6 protein-coding genes are annotated in these 18,899 nt (G+C 45.8%); 3 read left to right on the forward strand and 3 right to left on the reverse strand.

The genetic code is table 11. The features are described from left to right. Positions 1 to 74 precede the first annotated feature (74 nt). The 3 genes from putP to BFW96_RS16535 all read left to right on the forward strand — a co-directional run bounded on the left by putP (position 75) and on the right by BFW96_RS16535 (position 3,849). The gene (putP, locus tag BFW96_RS16525) at positions 75 to 1,553 is read left to right on the forward strand and encodes a sodium/proline symporter PutP (RefSeq protein ID WP_069840045.1); all 1,479 of its coding nucleotides are present in this window, start codon (positions 75 to 77) and stop codon (positions 1,551 to 1,553) included. Between the two features lie 106 nt (positions 1,554 to 1,659). Continuing rightward, positions 1,660 to 2,358 (forward strand): MgtC/SapB family protein, encoded by a 699-nt coding sequence (locus tag BFW96_RS16530; RefSeq protein ID WP_014663093.1) that lies wholly within the window; start codon positions 1,660 to 1,662, stop codon positions 2,356 to 2,358. A 111-nt stretch (positions 2,359 to 2,469) separates the two neighbouring features. Further along, the gene (locus tag BFW96_RS16535; RefSeq protein WP_069840046.1) at positions 2,470 to 3,849 is read left to right on the forward strand and encodes an alkaline phosphatase; all 1,380 of its coding nucleotides are present in this window, start codon (positions 2,470 to 2,472) and stop codon (positions 3,847 to 3,849) included. A 70-nt stretch (positions 3,850 to 3,919) separates the two neighbouring features. Here the strand turns inward: BFW96_RS16535 and BFW96_RS16540 are convergent, their stop codons facing one another. Genes BFW96_RS16540 through BFW96_RS16550 form a run of 3 tightly spaced genes read right to left on the reverse strand, consistent with a single transcriptional unit; the run spans position 3,920 to position 18,897 of the window. Further along, on the reverse strand, positions 3,920 to 4,921 hold the full coding sequence (locus BFW96_RS16540) for a phosphotransferase enzyme family protein (protein ID WP_069149109.1): 1,002 nt from the start codon (positions 4,919 to 4,921) through the stop codon (positions 3,920 to 3,922). Continuing rightward, complete coding sequence (locus BFW96_RS16545; protein WP_069840047.1) at positions 4,914 to 11,342, reverse strand: type I polyketide synthase; 6,429 nt, start codon at positions 11,340 to 11,342, stop codon at positions 4,914 to 4,916. Before BFW96_RS16545 ends, BFW96_RS16540 begins: the two co-directional genes overlap by 8 nt. Before the next feature lies 1 nt (position 11,343). Continuing rightward, a complete protein-coding gene (locus BFW96_RS16550) occupies positions 11,344 to 18,897 on the reverse strand; it encodes a type I polyketide synthase (protein WP_069840048.1) in 7,554 nt (2,517 codons plus the stop codon). Between the last annotated feature and the right edge of the window lie 2 nt (positions 18,898 to 18,899).

Genomic DNA, 18,899 nt, shown 5'->3' on the forward strand with positions numbered 1-18,899 from the left:
CGCCAGGTTGCTTAACTGGCACCATCAATTTGAGAGGTGATGCAACATTATTAGAAATGAAGAGAGGGTAAATCGTGAGTATTGAAATTATTATATCTTTAGGAATTTACTTTACTGCCATGCTGTTAATCGGCTGGTATGCATTCAAGAAAACCACTGACATCAATGATTACATGCTTGGAGGAAGAGGCCTCGGACCATTCGTTACTGCTTTGTCTGCCGGTGCGGCCGATATGAGCGGATGGATGCTGATGGGAATTCCAGGGGCAATGTTTGCGACAGGCTTGTCGACACTATGGCTTGCACTCGGTTTGACAATCGGCGCGTATTCGAACTATCTTCTTTTGGCTCCACGTCTTAGAGCGTATACGGAAGCGGCGGATGACGCGATTACGATTCCCGATTTTTTTGATAAACGATTCCAGCATTCTTCGTCAGTGCTGAAAATTGTATCAGCTTTAATCATTATGATCTTTTTCACACTGTATACTTCTTCAGGTATGGTATCAGGCGGAAGATTATTTGAATCTGCTTTTGGAGCCGATTATACACTTGGACTCCTGCTGACTGCAGGCGTTGTCGTGTTATATACACTGTTTGGCGGTTTCCTTGCTGTCAGTCTGACTGACTTTGTACAGGGTGCGATCATGTTTGCAGCACTAGTGCTTGTGCCGATCGTTGCTTTTACCCAGCTGGGCGGCGTTTCTCCTGCTTTACATGAGATTACAGCTGTAAACCCAAAGCTATTGGATATTTTTAAAGGCGCGAGCGTCATTAGCATTATTTCTTATTTGGCTTGGGGCTTAGGCTACTATGGTCAGCCTCATATCATCGTCCGTTTTATGGCGATTAAGCATATCAAGGATTTAAAACCTGCGCGCAGAATCGGTATGAGCTGGATGATTATCTCCATTCTTGGTTCAACCGTAACGGGTTTAGTCGGTGTGGCTTACGCCCATAAATTCGGAGTTGCTGTAAGTGATCCTGAAACGATTTTCATTATTTTTTCTAAAATATTGTTTCATCCATTGATTACTGGATTTTTGCTGTCTGCTATTTTAGCAGCCATTATGAGTTCGATCTCTTCTCAGCTCTTGGTAACAGCAAGCGCAATGACAGAAGACTTATACCGGACATTTTTCAGACGTGAAGCATCAGATAAAGAATTGGTCTTGGCCGGCCGGCTGTCAGTATTGATTATCGCGGTCATTGCGATTCTGATGTCCTTGAATCCAAGCAGCACGATTCTTGATTTGGTTGGTTATGCATGGGCCGGATTCGGTTCTGCTTTTGGGCCTGCCATTCTGCTGAGCCTGTATTGGAAACGGATGACTGAATGGGGCGCCCTTTCAGCCATGGTTGTTGGGGCTGCGACAGTATTAATTTGGATTACAACTGGTTTAGCTGACTCTACAGGCATCTATGAAATGATTCCAGGATTTTTCTTGAGTATGATTGCAGGTATTATTGGAAGCTTGATCACAAAACGTCCTGCAAAAGCCTCTTACCGATTATTCGGTGTCATGGAAAAGCTGTTAAAACGCAAAAAGTAAACAATAAGCCATCAAGCGCAGCTTGGTGGCTTTTGTGCTCTTGTTTTGCTATAAATACTGTGAGAAAATCATATTTATTTAAAAACACCTTAGAAAAGGGGGAAGTTTGCTGTTGAGCTGGTATATTGATCCTGATATTTTATTAAAATTGGGCATTGCCACATTGATTGGCATGGTCATCGGGCTTGAACGCGAATTAAAAAATAAGCCGCTCGGATTAAAAACCTGTATCGTCATCGCCGTCAGCTCATGCATGCTGACGATCGTCAGTATTAATGCGGCATATCATTTCCCTAAATACTACCGCATCATGATGGATCCGCTGCGTCTGCCGGCACAAATCATCTCCGGCGTCGGATTTATCGGAGCCGGTGTCATCCTGCGAAAAAGCAATGATGTCATTTCCGGCCTGACGACATCGGCCATGATCTGGGGTGCAGCGGGACTCGGGCTGGCAACGGGAGCCGGATTTTATAAAGAAGCGTTTGCCAGTCTTCTGTTCATCCTGATCAGCGTGGAATTTCTCCCATGGGCGGTCAGAAAAATCGGTCCCGACCGCCTGCAGGAAAAAGACATCCGCATCAGAATGTCACTTTCTGATAAAGACAAAATGACAGAGATTTTAAAAGAAATGAAAAGAAAAGATATCAAAACACACTCCGTCCGGATCGACGACCTGGGCGAAAAGGATTTTCCAATTATGGAAGTGAAGGTCCGCGTCCATAAAAACAGATACACGACCGATGTCTACTATGACATTAAAGCCATTGAAGGCGTAGTCGGCGTGAAGTGTGATACATTATAAAAGCCAATGGGGCGGAATCCCATTGGCTTTTTGCTGTCATCGAAAAAAACATTGAAGTCTCTATTATTTTCAAATAAAATACATATTAGTAAATAAATATAATAAAAGGAGATGTTCCTCATTACCAAATCACGGTTTACAGTAACTGTCACCCTCATTTTGACTGCTTTCTTAAGTATTTTTGCCATAACTGAATTCATATCCCCTCCTCATTCTCAATCATCCAAGAGCAGCAGCAAGAATCCTAAAAATATTATCCTAATCATCGGAGACGGAATGGGTATGCCGATGATTAACAGCTATAGGACATTAAAAAGCGAAAAACTGAACACTCCCGTTCAAACAGCATGGGACTCTTATTTAACAGGAATGCAGATGACAAAACCTAACGATCCCAGAGACAATATCACTGATTCCTCGGCGGCTGCAACTGCCATGGCAACCGGAACGAAAACATATAATGACGCCATTGCTGTAGACAACAATCATCAGCGGCTCAAAAGCGTAACAGAAGCTGCAAAAGAGAAAAAGAAATCCGTCGGCATCGTCGTGACTTCGGACTTAACCGATGCCACTCCCGCTGCTTTCGGCGTACATAACGTCTCACGGAAAAACTACACTGAAATTGCTGACCAATACTATGATGAACGTATTAATGGATCTCATAAGGTTGATGTTTTACTTGGAGGCGGAGCGAAATATTTCATTCGCAATGACCGAAATCTTGCTGAAGAGTTCCGAAAAGACGGCTATCATTATGTGACCACGAAGCAAGACCTAAAAAAAAATCAGCACGAAAAACTGCTCGGACTGTTTGGAGAAGTTGAATTAGATAAAGCGATTGACAGAGAGAACAGCACACCCTCTCTAAAAGACATGACGGAAGCGGCACTCACCCAGTTACAGAAGAACGAAAACGGTTTTTTCATGCTTATGGAAGGAAGCAATATTGACAATGCAGCCCATGAAAATGACGTGGTGGGCGCTTTGAGCGAAATGGAAGATTTCGAGAAAGGCGTTCAAGCTGCTCTGGATTTTGCGAAAAAAGATCAAGAAACGCTGGTTATTATTACAGCTGATCACTCTACAGGCGGGTTCTCTTACGGCGCAGAGGGAATGACGCGCGAGACCGGCTATAAATGGGACCCTTCCCCAATCATCGCCGCTAAAAAAACGCCGGGCTATATGGCAGAAAAGATCGCTGAAGGCCAAGATGCCGAAAAGGTGCTCAGCACTTATGTTGATATGAAGCTGACGGAAAACGAGATAAATCAGGTTAAAAATGCAGCCTCACAATCGAATACAGCTGAGATCCAAAAAAGCATTCAATTGATTTTTGATAAACGGTCTTTTTCAGGCTGGACGACATTAGCCCACACCGGGGAAGACGTACCGGTTTATGCTTACGGTCCGGGAAAGGAAAAATGGAAGGGGCTTATTGACAATACGCAGCAGGCAAAAAACATTTTTGCTATTTTTGAAAAAAAATAAAAAACGCCGGCTCACTGCCGGCGTTTTTTGATTAAGGAGCGCCGTCCCAAAAGGGATCGGCGCAATTTTCTTAAGCTAACTTCGAAAAGTCAAATTCGGTTATCGGCGTTTGATTTTCGATATCGTTTCTGAATCCTTTCAGCATTTCTTTTTCTTCTTCTCCTATTTGATCAAGATCAAACATTTGATGAAGCAATCCATAAATCAGCATATGGCGCAGGCGAAGGAAATCTGGAATTTTCTTGAGCCATTCGGCGTCAATTTCATTTTCCTCCCTGTACCCTTTCATAAAATGCGTCATGAATTCTTCTGTAAAGGCTGCTTTATTTTCATAAGGAATGACCGGATACCATAGTACATTGTAGAGAAGAATGCTGATATCATTCACAAACCAGTTGTATCCGATATCATCAAAATCAAATGTAGTGATCTTCCCATGATCCCAGTTAAAATTACCATGATGAAGATCTGCGTGAACAAGGCCGTAGCTGTCACGGTTTTTTGGCAGCTGGCGCAACTCATTCATTAAATCGTCCGCCTGCTGAAAAACCTTTGTCTGATCTTCAGGAACATATTTTCTGAGCTTCAACTGCTCTTCTTCATCCCACTCCTGTCTTTTAAATGTAGGATTGCTCAGTTTATAGCTTTTTGTCAGGCTGTGCATCTTCCCTGTGTATCTGCCAAGCTCGAAAAATAGGGTTTCGTTCCAATCAGATTCGTCTACTTTATGGCCCGGCGCCTTTTCATACACTCTCAATAAAAATGCTCCGCCCTTTCCGTCCGGCACTTCCTCAACATCCTTACCGTTTAACGACGGGATTGGTTTGGCCACTGAAAGACCGCCTTCAGCAAGATGATGGAGCCATTCCATCTCTCCCATAATATAATCCGGCGACCGGCGAATCGTGTGGGTAATCTTTAAAATATAGGATTCATTGTCTTTAGCAAACTCATACACATAGTTTTCCGCATCCGCTAAAAACTGCACTTGATCTCTACTAAATCCATATATAACGGCAGCTTCTGCCAAAACCTTTTCTTCATCAAATATTGCTTTAATGTCTTTATGCATGCTGATTCTCCCTCTTCATATATTTAGATAATTCCCTTATCGTGTGTTTTTTCGCAAGATTCAAATCATCAACATACCAGCCTTTCTTTTCCATCTCTACTTCCATTTTGACAGCGAGCAGCGAATTTCCTCCCAAATCAAAGAAATCGTTGTCAATTCCTACAAAATCCAAGTGGAGAATTTGCTTCCAGATATCCGAGAGAATTTTTTGCTGTTCTGTCTCCGGTCCGCTATCTTCTGTTTCGGCTCCTAAATGTTCCTTTACTAACAGAGCACGCAAATGCTCCGGCTGATTGGTATCTAAGGCCATTAAATATGGAGAATGCAAGGATTTCTCAGCATGCAGCACTTCCCAATGAGCGTTTGTGTTTTCCATTAAAGCGGATTGCAATACGCCATCGGCAATCGCTTTCGCCTTTTTGCGAGGCGCTGACTCTAACGAGGACACCCATTCGATATGGCCGCTTTGATCCTCTACCTCATTGACGGATATGTGATAAACCGTATTTAACGGATCAGCCTCTTCCATAAAACGATGCTCAGCCAAAAACTCAGAAAAAGCCCGGTTTTTCCCTGATTTTTTATACTTCAACGACAACGTCGCAAGCTGTTTATCCCTTGCATATGAAGCAAGGCCGGATAGCACCTTATGTTCAATTCCTTTGCCTAGTGCGCGGCAGCTGAGCAGAAAAGTATCTATCTTTAATGAATCTTCTTTTTGGATTCCCATGATTGCACCGACGATGCCTTCATCACTGAATCTGTCCGCCGCTTCAACGACCCAGCCGATATGGCCGTCCGTATTGAGCCGCTGGGCAAGCTGCTCCTCACGATAGACTGACGGATTCATATTGAACTGATTAATTCTCGCACTCATTTGAGCAACTCGCGGCAAATGCTCTTCTGTCATCTCAGTCAAGGCTATACGCAGGTGTAAACCGGAAAGAAACTCTTCAAGAGAACGGGACGTATTCAAATCTATTTTTCTTTCTTGTGCTGCCAAGTATCGTTCCGTGCGCTTTTGATCAGCTTCTGTCACCCTGAACCTGTCAAATGCCCAGACATGTTCTAAGAACATTGGAATAGAATCTATATCTGACGGCAGAAGCAAGGTCAGAACCTCTGGCAGGCGTTCGTTCATTTCAAGGCATTGAGCCGGATCATCATCTAAGAATATGAACCGGTCCACTGAAATGTTCAGCTCGTCGGCCATTTCTTTCATGTTTCTGGCTTTCTCATCCCAATTAATGCGTGACAGGACAAAGTCCTCTTTCTTTAAAATCATATCTGGATGACGTTCAAACACATTCCAGACGTCTTCTTCATTATTCCTGCTTGAAAGCACAAGGAGCAGACCCTCTTCTTGTTTTTTCTTTAAAAATTGCTGCAGCGCTCGATGGGCAGGAGTAATAATGACTCCTTCCGCCCCAGCTTCAGACACGGTACCGCTCCACAAAGTGCCGTCACAATCGATGGCGGCCGCTTTAAATGGCGGTTTGAGCCATGCCGTCAACTCACGCGCCACCCGTGTTCCCATCGCCGCGTAAAATTCTTCAGTAAACGGTATTCTTGCCGCTCTTTCACTGTGCGGGTCAAATATGGCATCAAGCTGGTATGTTTGATGCAGCTGGCGAAGATCAATCAAATGTACATCCGTTTCTTTAGCAAGCTGCGCGATCCAATTCTGCTGGCATTGCACAAGGATGTCCCGGAGCTCCTGCTCTTTCACATTTTCCAGCGGCAGCAATCCAATGAAATAAGGCACTTCCTTTTTCTTCTGTTTCATGATGGCGAGCAGTTCATCTGAATTATATTGAACGTGAGCTATTCTTTCTTCCAAAGAGAGACCCGCATCCCCCGCCATATCCTCAAGGCGAATCAACAGCAGGTTGGCACCGTTTTTTTGCCTTGACAGCAAGCTTTCTTCATTAAGCAATTCTTGAAACACCTGGCCGTAAGGAGACAGCTTTATATCTAAATTGATATCAAACTGTTCGCCCCACCATTTTAGGTAAGGCACAATCGGATCAGCTGTAAAATTGGAACAAATGGTTAATGGGCACGAGATGACTCGGTTTGACTCTCTCTCCCTTTTCCGCTCAGCCTCTTCCTGCTCTTTTTGGCTCAGCACCGGAATGTCCTTAATGCATTTTTCAGGCTCTTCTGCAGCTTTTTCAGCAAGAGAGATAAAATGAGAAACAAATGCCTGCATGGATTCATGAGTGAAAAGCGACCGGTTGTATTGAAGCACACATTTAAGCTCTCCTGTCACTTCCTTCACGACGTCCATTTTCATATCAAGCTTTGAAATGCCCTTTGCGAATTCGTATGTTTCAAATGTTAATCCGCCAGCCTCTATTTTTATATTCGGGTCATACTCATTATGATAGATCAGCATGGTGTCAAAGAAAGGGTTGCGGTTCGGCTTGATCACCGGCTGCAGCGCTTCTGCCATTTGATCGTATGGATAATCCTGATGGTCATAAGCTTCAAGCAGAGTTTGTTTTGTGTGCTGAAGGTTACCGACAAACGACTCTTCAGGATTCAAATGAATTTTGATCGGCAAAAAGTTTGTAAACATACCGATCGTATTCTCAATATCCGCATGACGCCGGCCTGCCACCAATGACCCAATCATCAGCTCCTGCTGTTTTGTATAACTGGACAAAAGCATGGCATAGAGCTGAAACAGCATGACATTGTTTGTCAGCTGCTGCGCCTCTCCGATTTTCTCAAGCTTTTCTAAAACGCGCGGCGGGATTGTAAACTTGATCGCCCTGCCTAAAAAGCTTTGTTCTTTTCGTTCGTAATCAAGAGGCATATTCAGCACAGGCACTTCACCCTCAAGCTGCTTCAGCCAATACTCTTTTTGGCGTTTAAACATATCACTATTAAAAAATGTCTGCTGCCACTCCGCATAATCTTTATACTGAATGATGTTTTCGGGGAGCTGTTCCCCTCTATATAATTGGGTAAATTCTTTTATAAAAATATTCATTGAGGCGCCGTCCGCCACAATATTATGCATATCAACAAGCAACGCATGTTTTTCTTCCTCGATTTTGACGAATTTCACCCGAATTAATGGAGAAACCTTAAGATCAAACGGCCGTATAAATGAACGGATTTCGTCATCAAGCTCATCCATTTTCGCTTCGGTTTGTTCAATCGAAAATTCAAAGTTTTGATGGATTCGCTGCACAGGTTCTCCATCCTTAATTTCAAACGTTGTACGCAGTGTTTCATGCCTTTCAATCAGCTTTTTGAATGTGTCCTCGAAGCGGACGGCATCAATTTTCCCGAAGCATAAAAGAGCCATCGGCATGTTATATGTGGTGACTTGCCCAATTCTTTGATGAATCAAATACGTTCTCCGCTGTGCAGCTGACAGCCTGTATACGTCTTTTTTCTCTGAAGGCAGGATGGATGTATATTGTTGTCGGTCAGAGCGATCAATAAGCGCGGCAAGCGCACGGATTGTCGGGTGCTGGAATACATCGCTTAACGTCAGCTCCGCTCCAAATTCCTTATGAATGCGGGAAATCAGACCAGTGGCGTTTAATGAATGCCCGCCTGTTTCAAAGAAATGGGTATCTAATGTGACATGTTTGACTCCGAGAATGTCCTTCCACATAGCAGCCAAGACCGCCTCTGTCTCATTAAATTGAATATCCGCTTCTGTATCAGCTGTCTGCCCGTCATTTGCTTGCTCAGGCACTAAAAGCTGAAAATGTTCTGCCGCCGATGTTCCCGGCTGTTCATTTGTCCGGCCAATCCAATATCTTTCTCTTTCAAAAGGATATGTTGGAAGCGGAATAAGCTGGCATTGGTCCTGGTCATAAAAGGCTGTCCAATCGACCGGCACCCCGTGGAGCCACATATCACCCAGCCTGCTCAGCAAATAACGGTAATCAGAAGCCGTCTCCTTTGGATGCCTCATCAGCTGGATTGCAATATGCTGCTTGCCCTCTGCCTGATACAATTTGCTGACAAACGAACGCAGCGCATTTCCAGGGCCGACCTCTATAAAAATTGGATCCAGTTCTTCTTTTAAGCGTTTTGCGCAGTTCATAAATCTGACGGTTCCCCGCAAATGATCAGCCCAATATGCCGGGTCTTTAGCTTCCTCGTCAGTGATCCAGTCTCCGGTTACATTTGAGACAAACGGGATCTTTTGTTTTTTAAATTGATAGGCTGAGAGCTTATGTTTCATGCTTTCTAAAACCGGTTCCATCATATACGAATGGAAGGCATGTGATGTATGAAGCTTTCTGCAGCTGTGCCCTTCGGCGTTCAGCTTCCTTTCCAATGCATCAATCGCACTTGATTCTCCCGATACAACACATGAATCCGATGCATTCACGGCAGCGATTGAAATGGTTCCGTCTATATACGGTTTAATGTCTGCTTCGCTTAAGGAAACGCTAAGCATAGAACCGGACGGCAGATTTTGGAGCGCTGCCCCTCGATAGCTGACGATGTCAAGAGCATCTTCCAATGAGAGCACACCTGAAATGGCTGCAGCCGTATACTCACCGATGCTGTGTCCCGCCATTGCTTTCGGCTTGATTCCCCAGTGGATCAGCATTTTTGCAAGTGCATATTCGATACAGAACAAAAGGGGCTGTGTATATTCAGTTTGGTTAATCAGATTCGCGTCATGCTTTTGATTGTCAGAGAAAACCACCGTGCGCGGATCTATGTCCATATGATTTTTTAATATGTCAAAACAGGCGTCGAGCTCCTCCTTGAAAACCGGTACAGTATCGTAAAGCCCTTTAGCCATATCAACATACTGCGCCCCCTGTCCCGGAAAAAGAAAGACAACGGGCCGGCTTGCAGATTGAGAACTTCCGGTTTTAACAGATTCATAGTCATTTTCATGAATAACCTGAAGAAACTCAGGCACATCCGCTGCCACAATCGCTTTTTTATATGGAAATGAATGGCGCCCTGCTTTGAGGGTATATGCCGCGGCTGCAAAATCGGTCTGCGGATTTTGCACAAAATAGTTTGACAGCCGTTCTGTCATGCTGTTTAAAGCGGCCGGTGTTTTGGCTGACAGCAATAAGAGTTCAGCGTCATGTCTTTCCGCTGCCTTGTGCTGCGCCGGCGCTTCCTCTAATATGACATGGGCATTTGTTCCCCCAATGCCAAATGAGCTAACGCCCGCTCTGCGCGGAAATTCACTTTCTTCCCAAGGGGTGAGTTCCGTATTGACGACAAATGGCGATTGTTCAAAATCGATTTTGGCGTTTGGCTTTTCGAAATTCAGAGTCGGCGGAATCACTTTATGCTTTAAGCTTAGAACTGCTTTCATAAATCCAGCTACACCAGACGCATCATTTAAATGACCGATGTTGGATTTGACAGAACCAATTCTGCAGTAGCCGCGACGGTCTGTTTGGTAAGCTTGTTTTAATGCTTCAATTTCTATCGGATCACCGAGTGTCGTCCCTGTTCCGTGAGCCTCGACATAGGTAATGGTTTCAGGCTCCACCTCGGCCATGTGCAGGGCTGTTTTGATCGCGGTTACCTGGCCTTTGGTGCTCGGCGCTGTATATCCAACCTTTCTGCTGCCGTCATTATTGATTGCAGTACCTTTAATGACAGCATAAATATGGTCTCCGTCTGCTTCAGCATCTTCTAGCGTTTTCAAAATGACCGCTCCCGCTCCGTCTCCAAATACTGTGCCTGCCGCCTCATCATCAAAGACGCGGCAATGTCCGTCCGGAGAATGGATCATACCTTCTTGGTAGAGATACCCGGACTTCTGCGGGAGGCGGATAGAGACTCCGCCTGCAACCGCCATATGGCAGTCCCCATTTAACAAAGCCTGAGCAGCAAGGTGAATAGAGACCATCGAGGTTGAGCAAGCGGTCTGCACCATCATGCTCGGCCCTTTCAGGTTAAGCTTATAAGAAATAAGTGTTGCCATGTAATCTCTCATATTCAAAACCGCTGTTTCCAGCGTCTTTGAGTCTTCTCCGGTCTTTGCTCCCTGAAGAGCCCTCAGCACCCATTCTGCATTGAGGCCCGCTCCGGTATAAAGGCCGATCTGCCCTTTGTAAGTGAAAGGATCGTAGCCGGCATCTTCCAAGGCAGTCCACACGCATTCATGAAAGATACGGAACTGCGGATCCATCATGGCAGCTTCCTTCGGCGTATAATCAAAGAAGCCGGCATCAAACAGATCTACATCCTCCACAATTCCTTTTGCTTTGACAAATCGCGGATCATTAAGCAGCTCTTCATTAACGCCCTCTTCTCTCAGCTCCTCATCAGTGAAAAAAGAAATCGTTTCTTTCGCATTTTTTAAATTGCTCCAAAACTCCTGCACGTTTTTTGCTCCCGGAAATCGGCCTGCCATGCCGATTACCGCAATTTCAGCTCCATGATTCGCATAATGAGAATTACTCATTCTATTCGCCGCCTCTCAATCTTTTATCTCGCTGATTACGTATCCGCGTTTTTCTCCGTCCCTTGGATACAGCCGCCATTTCTTCCTTCTCCTCTTCACTTTCCTCTTGATCTGGACTGATAAATTGCGCTAAAGCAGCTACAGATGGGTATGTGAATAAAGTCACCACAGCCTCATTGGTTCCCAATTCTTTATTTAAACGATTTGTCACTTGTACAATATCTAACGAGCTGGCTCCCAAATCAAAAAAGTTATCATGTATGCCGACTTGCTCCAGGCCCATGAAATCTTGCCAAATGCCGCATATGACCTGCTCTGTTTTGTTGCGGGGAGCGACATACGGATTATTCAATTCTGGCCTGGTGTGTAAGGCGCCTGCCTTTTTCTCCTCTTTCGCTATGCTATCGGCATTCATGGATATCCATTGCTTCATTCTGTGTCCCAAATCACCCGTTGAAACTAATAAATGGCGATTGTTGATATCTGACAGCACATATTGAAATAGAGCTGCTCCTTCTTCAGGCAAAATGGCAAGTTCAGCAATAGATTCTCCGATAGTTGATTCAAGCTGGCCCCAGAAGTTCCATGCATCCCAATTCACGCAAACCCAAGGCGTCTTGCTGCGCTGATTCACCCTCGCCGCAAAAGCATCCATATAAATATTCGCTGCGGAGTACGCTGAGAAACCGAGACCTCCGAGCAAAGCACTAATCGATGAAAATAAGAAACAAAAATCTATATTCTCGTTTTCTAATAGAGATTCAAGCACTTTCAATCCTCTGACTTTAGACTGGAACTGGTCTTCTCCGCCTTCAATCGTTACAGGTATATCTGTAATCGCCCTGAAAGACGAGCTCCCCGGAAGTCCGGCAGCGTGAAAGACACCGTTTAGCTCTCCAAACTCAGTATGAATTTTTCTCATAACAGCCTGCATATCCGACAGGCTTCCCGCATCTGCCTGAAGAGCTGTCACCTTTGCGCCTAACCGTTCCAATTCTTTTATTTTCAGAATCTTAACCGTAGTCGGATCATCGTCCTCATGCTTCTCGCACCAGCTTTCCCATTGGCTGCGCTGCGGAAGTTCACTTCTTCCTGTCAGAATCAGACGGACGTTTCCTTCTTGTGCAAGCAGCTTTGATAACACAAATCCGATTCCGCCAAGCCCTCCCGTAATAAGATAAACACCTTTCGGGCGGATCATATTCGGCAAGCCGGACGCTTTATTTAACTGAACAGGCTGATACATCTGCACCCATCGGCGGCGGTTTCGGTATGCGATCATTTGATCCTCTCCCGCAGCATCAGTTTCCGTCAGGATTTGGTCAATCAACTCCTCTTCTTTCCATGTCAATGTATCCGGTAAAGGAGGAATGTCGATGTTCCAGCATTTCAAATGGTTATATTCCTGCGGGATAACTTTCAACGGCCCCAAAATGGTCGATTTTTCAGGATTGATTTGTTCTTCTCCAGTCACCTCATGAATCCCGCTTGTCAGCACAAACATGTTACATTCGTTCATTTGTTTTTGATTAGATGCCGCCTGTGCAGTAAAAATCAAACTATAATAGCCGTTTTCACTGTACGTGCTGAACGTTTTATAGGATTCCTCTTGCTCCGAAACGCTCCATAGATGCATCACACAGTTTGGAAGAAGCCCGTCTGAAGCAAGCGAAGAAAATAAACGCTCATAATGTGTTCCATCAGATGGATTAATGACATACAATCCGCTGTTTATTTTTTTGAATTGTCGGTCTCTCGTGACAATTACGGTCTCATGTCCTTGACGGCGCATCGCTTGCACAAGCCGATCTCCAAAGGCTGTTCCTTCATGGAAAACCAGTGTTTTTCCGCTTTCAGCTGGCTGCTCTTTCTTTCGGCTGTCAGCGGACTTGATTTTCCTTTCCCATGACGGCAGATAGAACCATTGATCCATCGGTTTCTTTTTATTCCATGCATCAACTGCGGTGAAAGCAGCCGCATTGTCAGCCGCTTCTATCCAATAGCGTTTTTTCTCAAAAGGATAAGGCGGAAGCGATATCAGACGCTTAGGCTTACCACCGCCATACTGCCTCCAGTCAATTTCACATCCGCAGACCCAAAGCTGCCCTAATTTCTTTAAGAAATAGGAATGATCATGCGCTGGTTCCTGAACATGTCTGACGAGGTTGACAATGTCATGCTGGCTAGATCTCTTCTTGTGCCTTCTGGCAAATGTGCTTAATGTGCTGCCCGGCCCGACTTCTATTAACAGAACGTTGTCATCACTCAAAATCTGTTCCAATCCTTCATGGAAGCGGACTGTGCCTCTTAAGTGCTGAGACCAATAAGCCGGGTCTGCTGCTTGTTCCGGTGTTATCCATGTTCCCGTTACATTCGAAACAAATGGAATCCGAGGGGTGTTCATATCCTGTTGCTTTACAATCGCGGCAAAATCCTCAAGAATGGGCTCCATCATATAAGAATGAAAGGCGTGAGAAGTATGCAGCCGGCGGCCTGCAATGCCCTTTTCTTCAAGGAGAACCGCAAACGTCTCAATGTCTTCGCTTTTTCCGGATACTACGCATAAGTCATGAGCATTAACAGCCGCAAGTGACAAACTGTCCGTAAGCAGCGGCTCCAGCTCTTTCTCTGATAGCTGAACACTGATCATTGCCCCAGACTCCAGCTGCTGCATCAGCCTTCCCCGCTCCATTACGAGCGTTAAAGCTGCCTCTAATGAAAACACGCCTGACAGGCATGCAGCAGTGTATTCACCAATGCTGTGCCCAATCATGTAATCTGGTGAGATGCCTGCACTTTGCAGCAGCTTTGCGAGCGCGTATTCAAAGATGAACAGCAGCGGCTGTACAACAGCGGTCTCTGTCAGCTTCGCCCCATCATTTGATTCGGGGAAGACGATCGCCTTCAAATCAATTTGATGTGACCTCTGCACGAAGGCAAAACAGCGGTCCGCTTCACTCTGAAATACCGGTTCAGCTTCATATAAATCTTTCATCATATCGATATACTGAGAGCCTTGCCCTGAGAACATAAAAGCAGTCGGGCGCCCGCTGTGTTTTTGATAGGCTGTGAGCTCTGCACCGCTTTCCCATTCCGTTGATTTTGACAGCACGACCGATTTTCGGTATGAAAATTGTTTTCTGCCGACTTGTAAGGTGTATGCCACATCCTCTAACGGAACGTTCGGATGCGTTCGAAGAAACTCTTTCAATCGATTTGTCATCCGCTCTAAGGCTGTGTCTGTTTTTGCTGACAGTACTAGCAAATGCCGCTGACTCTCGTCAGCTTCTCTGCCTGACTCCCGCTCTTCTTCCAGCACAATGTGCGCATTGGTGCCGCCTATTCCGAAGGAGCTGACACCCGCCCGCCTTGGATCAGCGGATTCCTTCCAGTATGTCGCTTCGGTATTGACATAAAATGGCGTCTGGTCAAAATGAATATGCGGATTAGGTGTTGTGTAATTCAAGCTTGGCAAAATGGTTTTATGTTTTAGCGATAAAACGGCCTTAAAGAGTCCGGCAATCCCGGCAGCGTTGTTTAAATGTCCGACATTGCTTTTCACTGACCCGATTGGAATTGACATTGGCCTGTCACTTTTAAAAACCTGGCTCAGCGCTTCCATTTCGATTGGATCGCCCATTTTTGTACCGGTTCCGTGAGCTTCGATATACCCTACGGTGTTCGGATCAATTCTTGCATTCTCGTATGCATGTTTTAACACTTCGGCCTGGCCTTCTACACTCGGAGCGGTAAAACCGACTTTTCGGCTTCCATCATTATTCATTCCGACCCCTTTTATGACCGCATAAATGGAGTGCCCTTCTTTAACGGCGTCCTCATATCTTTTTAAAACGACAATCCCCGCGCCATCGCCAAAAACGGTACCGCCTGCGTCCTCATCAAATGGACGGCAATGCCCATCAGGTGATTGAATCATGCCATCCTGATAAACATAGCCTGACCTTAAAGGGGTGCTGACAGTTACGCCTCCAGCAAGCGCCGCGTCACATGCTCCGTTTTGCAGCGCTTGACATGCCGCTCCAATGTTGACTAAAGAAGTAGAGCAGGCTGTTTGCATTGTGATGCTTGGCCCGTGCAGGTTTAATTTATAAGCAAGCTGGGTACTGAAAAATTCTCTGTCATTTAACAGCATGGAGCTGAACTGTTCAGTCCCATCCAATTTCCCTGCGAAACGTGTAATCCACTCGAGGTTTGGACTTGTCCCAGTGTAGACGCCGATTTTCCCTGTTGTCCGCTCCGGGTCGCAGCCCGCATCTTCTAAGGCCTCCCAGGCACATTCATGTAAAAGCCTGAATTGCGGATCCATCAATTCCGCTTCTCTTGAGGAATATTGGAAAAAATCTGCATCAAACATATCAGAGTCCTTAATGATCCCCTTCGCTTTTACATAATCAGGATGCTTCAAGAGCTGATCATCAATGCCTGACGCTTTTAGTTCTTCATCCGTAAAGAAGCTGATAGATTCTTTGCCGTTTACGAGATTATTCCAAAACTCATCCAAATTGCCGGCTCCAGGAAAACGCCCTGCCATACCGATAATCGCGATATCAGTTCCCTGGCCGTTCGGACGGCTTTGCGACACCTTTTGATGCTGCGTCATTTCCAGCTGCCCGGCCTTCGTTTGAACCTGTTGATGAAGATGCTTCGCCAGGCTGCGAACTGCGGCAAATTGATAAAGCAGAACTGGTTCCACCTTCCAATTCAATTGATCTGTTACTTTTGCCGCTAATTGAGAGATATCAAGCGACGTAGCCCCCAGCTCAAAAAACGGTGCATCATCGTTAAGCTCATTGAATCCAAAATGCTTAATGACAATTTCTCTGACTGTCTTTTCAATAGCAGATAACGGCATTGCACGAAGCGGTTCTGCCGGCTGGTGAGGCTCATCTTTTTCAAGTTCAGCCGGTGCCAAGCTGTCAGGCAACGGGAAATGCTGCTTTGTAAAAGGGTAAGTCGGCAGAGCTAACCTTTTATTAAGCTGAGGTTCATGCAGGATACTGAAATCAACCTCAGACCCGAGACTCCACAACGCTCCGTATATATGTAACTTTAAAACGTCTGTGTGTCCTTGTGTGCCGAGTTCACCTGTCATGCCAATTGATTGGCGCTCTGTAAACACTGATGCCCCCTGATTCAAACGCAGGTCTATGCAAATAGCAGGTTCCTCCCGCAAACAAGACGAGATGTGTTCAAAAAACCGTATCGGCTTGCAGATTTGGCCGGCCCAATAACTGGCACCCGCTGCTCCGTCATCTGTTATCACTTTTCCAGTGACAGATGAAACGACTGGAATGTCTGGTGACTTCATGTTCAGCGTGCCAAGGAAGTGCATGAATTCTTGCGCTGCGTCAGCCAGCAGATCCGATTGATACGCAATATCCCCATCAAGTAACTCAGCAGCTATCCCTTCTTGTTCAAGCCGCGCCTTCAGCTGATAGACATCCTCTGGCAAACCGGAGACGGCACAATACCGCTCATCAATCAGCGCAAGGGATAATGATTTCTCTAAGTATTGAACGATATCCGGCTCTGACAGGCTGACACCGAGCATTTTTCCTGCCGGCGACATGCTGATTAACTCTCCGCGTTTATATGCAGCTGCTGCCCCTTCTTCAAAGGAAAACATTCCTGCCGCACAGGCCGCCGTAAACTCCCCGAACCCCCGCCCGATAAAGCGGTCTGGTGTTATGCCTGTGTGCTGTAAGAAACGGACTGTGGCGTATTCCATGATGAACGACAACATATGGGCCAATCCCAGGTTTTCCTCTTCCTGGTACGTTTCTGGAGCAGAAATACATGCTTTAAAGAAGCTGAGTACATCCTGCTGAAACACATTTTGCACCTTTTCAAGACAAGCATCGACTTCTTTTTTGAACAGGCTTTCCGTGCGGTACAGCTGCGTATATCGGCCAAAGCCCTCTTGAACGTCTCCCGCAAATACAAACATGGTGCTGCTTGGAACAACCGCCGATTCTCTGATTTGTTTTTTACTCCGATGATCAGAAAGCTGATCAAGCAGATCCTTTTGATGTGAAGCTACAAAGGAGATTCTGTACTGGAATTGCTTTCTGCCAAGCTGTAGAGTACGGGCTATGGCTGGCAGCGGTGCTTCCGGGTTGCGGCGAAGAAAATCAGCCAATTGATCCATTGAACGGATAAGCTCCTGCCTTGTTCTCGCAGAAAGAACAACAAGCTCAGGACCGCCGACTGGCATTTCATCAGTATGAGATGGGGGCTCTTCAAGGACAACGTGAGCATTCGCGCCTCCGATTCCAAAGGCGCTCACGCCGGCTCTTCTCGGCCCTTGCTGAGATTCCCATTCAGCCAGCTCTGTATTGACAAAAAACGGCGTGTTCTCAAACTTGATGCGCGGATTCGATTTTTGATAGTGAAAAGCGGGAGGGAGCATTTTATGATGGAGCATCATAACGGTTTTTATAAATCCCGATACCCCCGAAGCGGCGTCCAAATGCCCGATATTCGCTTTGACAGAACCAATGCGGCAATATGCTTTTTTATCTGTATTGAAAGCACGGGTCAGCGCCTCAATTTCAATCGGATCTCCAACAGGCGTTCCCGTCCCGTGAGCCTCAACATAACCAATGGTTTCCGGTTCCGTTTCCGCCATCTCCATAGCTGTGGCAATGACATTCGCCTGGCCTTCAGCACTGGGAGCCGTATACCCTGCCTTATTGTTTCCATCATTATTTATTGCAGAGCCCTTGATGACCGCATAAATCACATCACCGTCAGCTTGTGCGTCTTTCAATCGCTTTAACGCCACCACTCCGGCTCCTTCACCAAAAATGGTTCCGTTCGCCTTTTCGTCAAACGGACGGCAATGACCATCTGCTGAATAGATCATTCCTTCCTGATAAAGGTACCCAGATATATGCGGCAGGCTCAGGGTAACACCTCCGGCTAATGCAAGGTCACATTCTCCCCCAATTAAGCCCTGGCACGCCATATGTATCGCGACAAGAGAAGTCGAGCAAGCAGTTTGAACTGATACACTCGGCCCTTTCAAATTAAGTTTATAAGCGATTCGTGATGCAAACGATGAATCATTTAAATGCATGATTTGAAATGCGTCTTCATTCTTATGAAGAGAAGACATATGACGGCCCATCCAAGACAAATTGCTGGAAGCACCAGCATACAGCCCGATCAGCCCGTTAAACCGTTCAGCGTCACAGCCCGCATGCTCCAGCGCTTCCCAGGTGCATTCATGCATGAGCCTGATTTGCGGATCCATCAAGGCAGCTTCTCTCGGTGAATAGCCGAAAAACGCCGCGTCGAAGTCAGAAACCTCATCAATGATCGGCTTTGCTTTTACATATGCCTCTTGCCGAAGCAGCGTCTCATCAACCCCGGCTTCTTTTAATTCTTCATCGGAAAATTGAGTGACCGATTCTATTCCTTTTGAAATGTTGCTCCAATACTCATCAATATTTGCCGCGCCTGGAAACTTGCCCGCCATACCGACGACCGCTATTTCCAGTCCTGTTTCTGTCCATTGTTTCTCGTCAGCCATGG

It is taken from the genome of Bacillus sp. F56 (assembly GCF_001748205.1).
In the GTDB taxonomy this organism is placed as follows: Bacteria; Bacillota; Bacilli; order Bacillales; family Bacillaceae; genus Bacillus; species Bacillus stercoris.

Bases quoted from the DNA above. Each gene is read 5' to 3' on its own strand.
- BFW96_RS16535 (WP_069840046.1), top strand. From the start codon at position 2,470: ATGTTCCTCATTACCAAATCACGGTTTACAGTAACTGTCACCCTCATT.
- BFW96_RS16545 (WP_069840047.1), bottom strand. From the start codon at position 11,342: ATGAGTAATTCTCATTATGCGAATCATGGAGCTGAAATTGCGGTAATC.
- BFW96_RS16540 (WP_069149109.1), bottom strand. From the start codon at position 4,921: ATGCATAAAGACATTAAAGCAATATTTGATGAAGAAAAGGTTTTGGCA.
- BFW96_RS16550 (WP_069840048.1), bottom strand. From the start codon at position 18,897: ATGGCTGACGAGAAACAATGGACAGAAACAGGACTGGAAATAGCGGTC.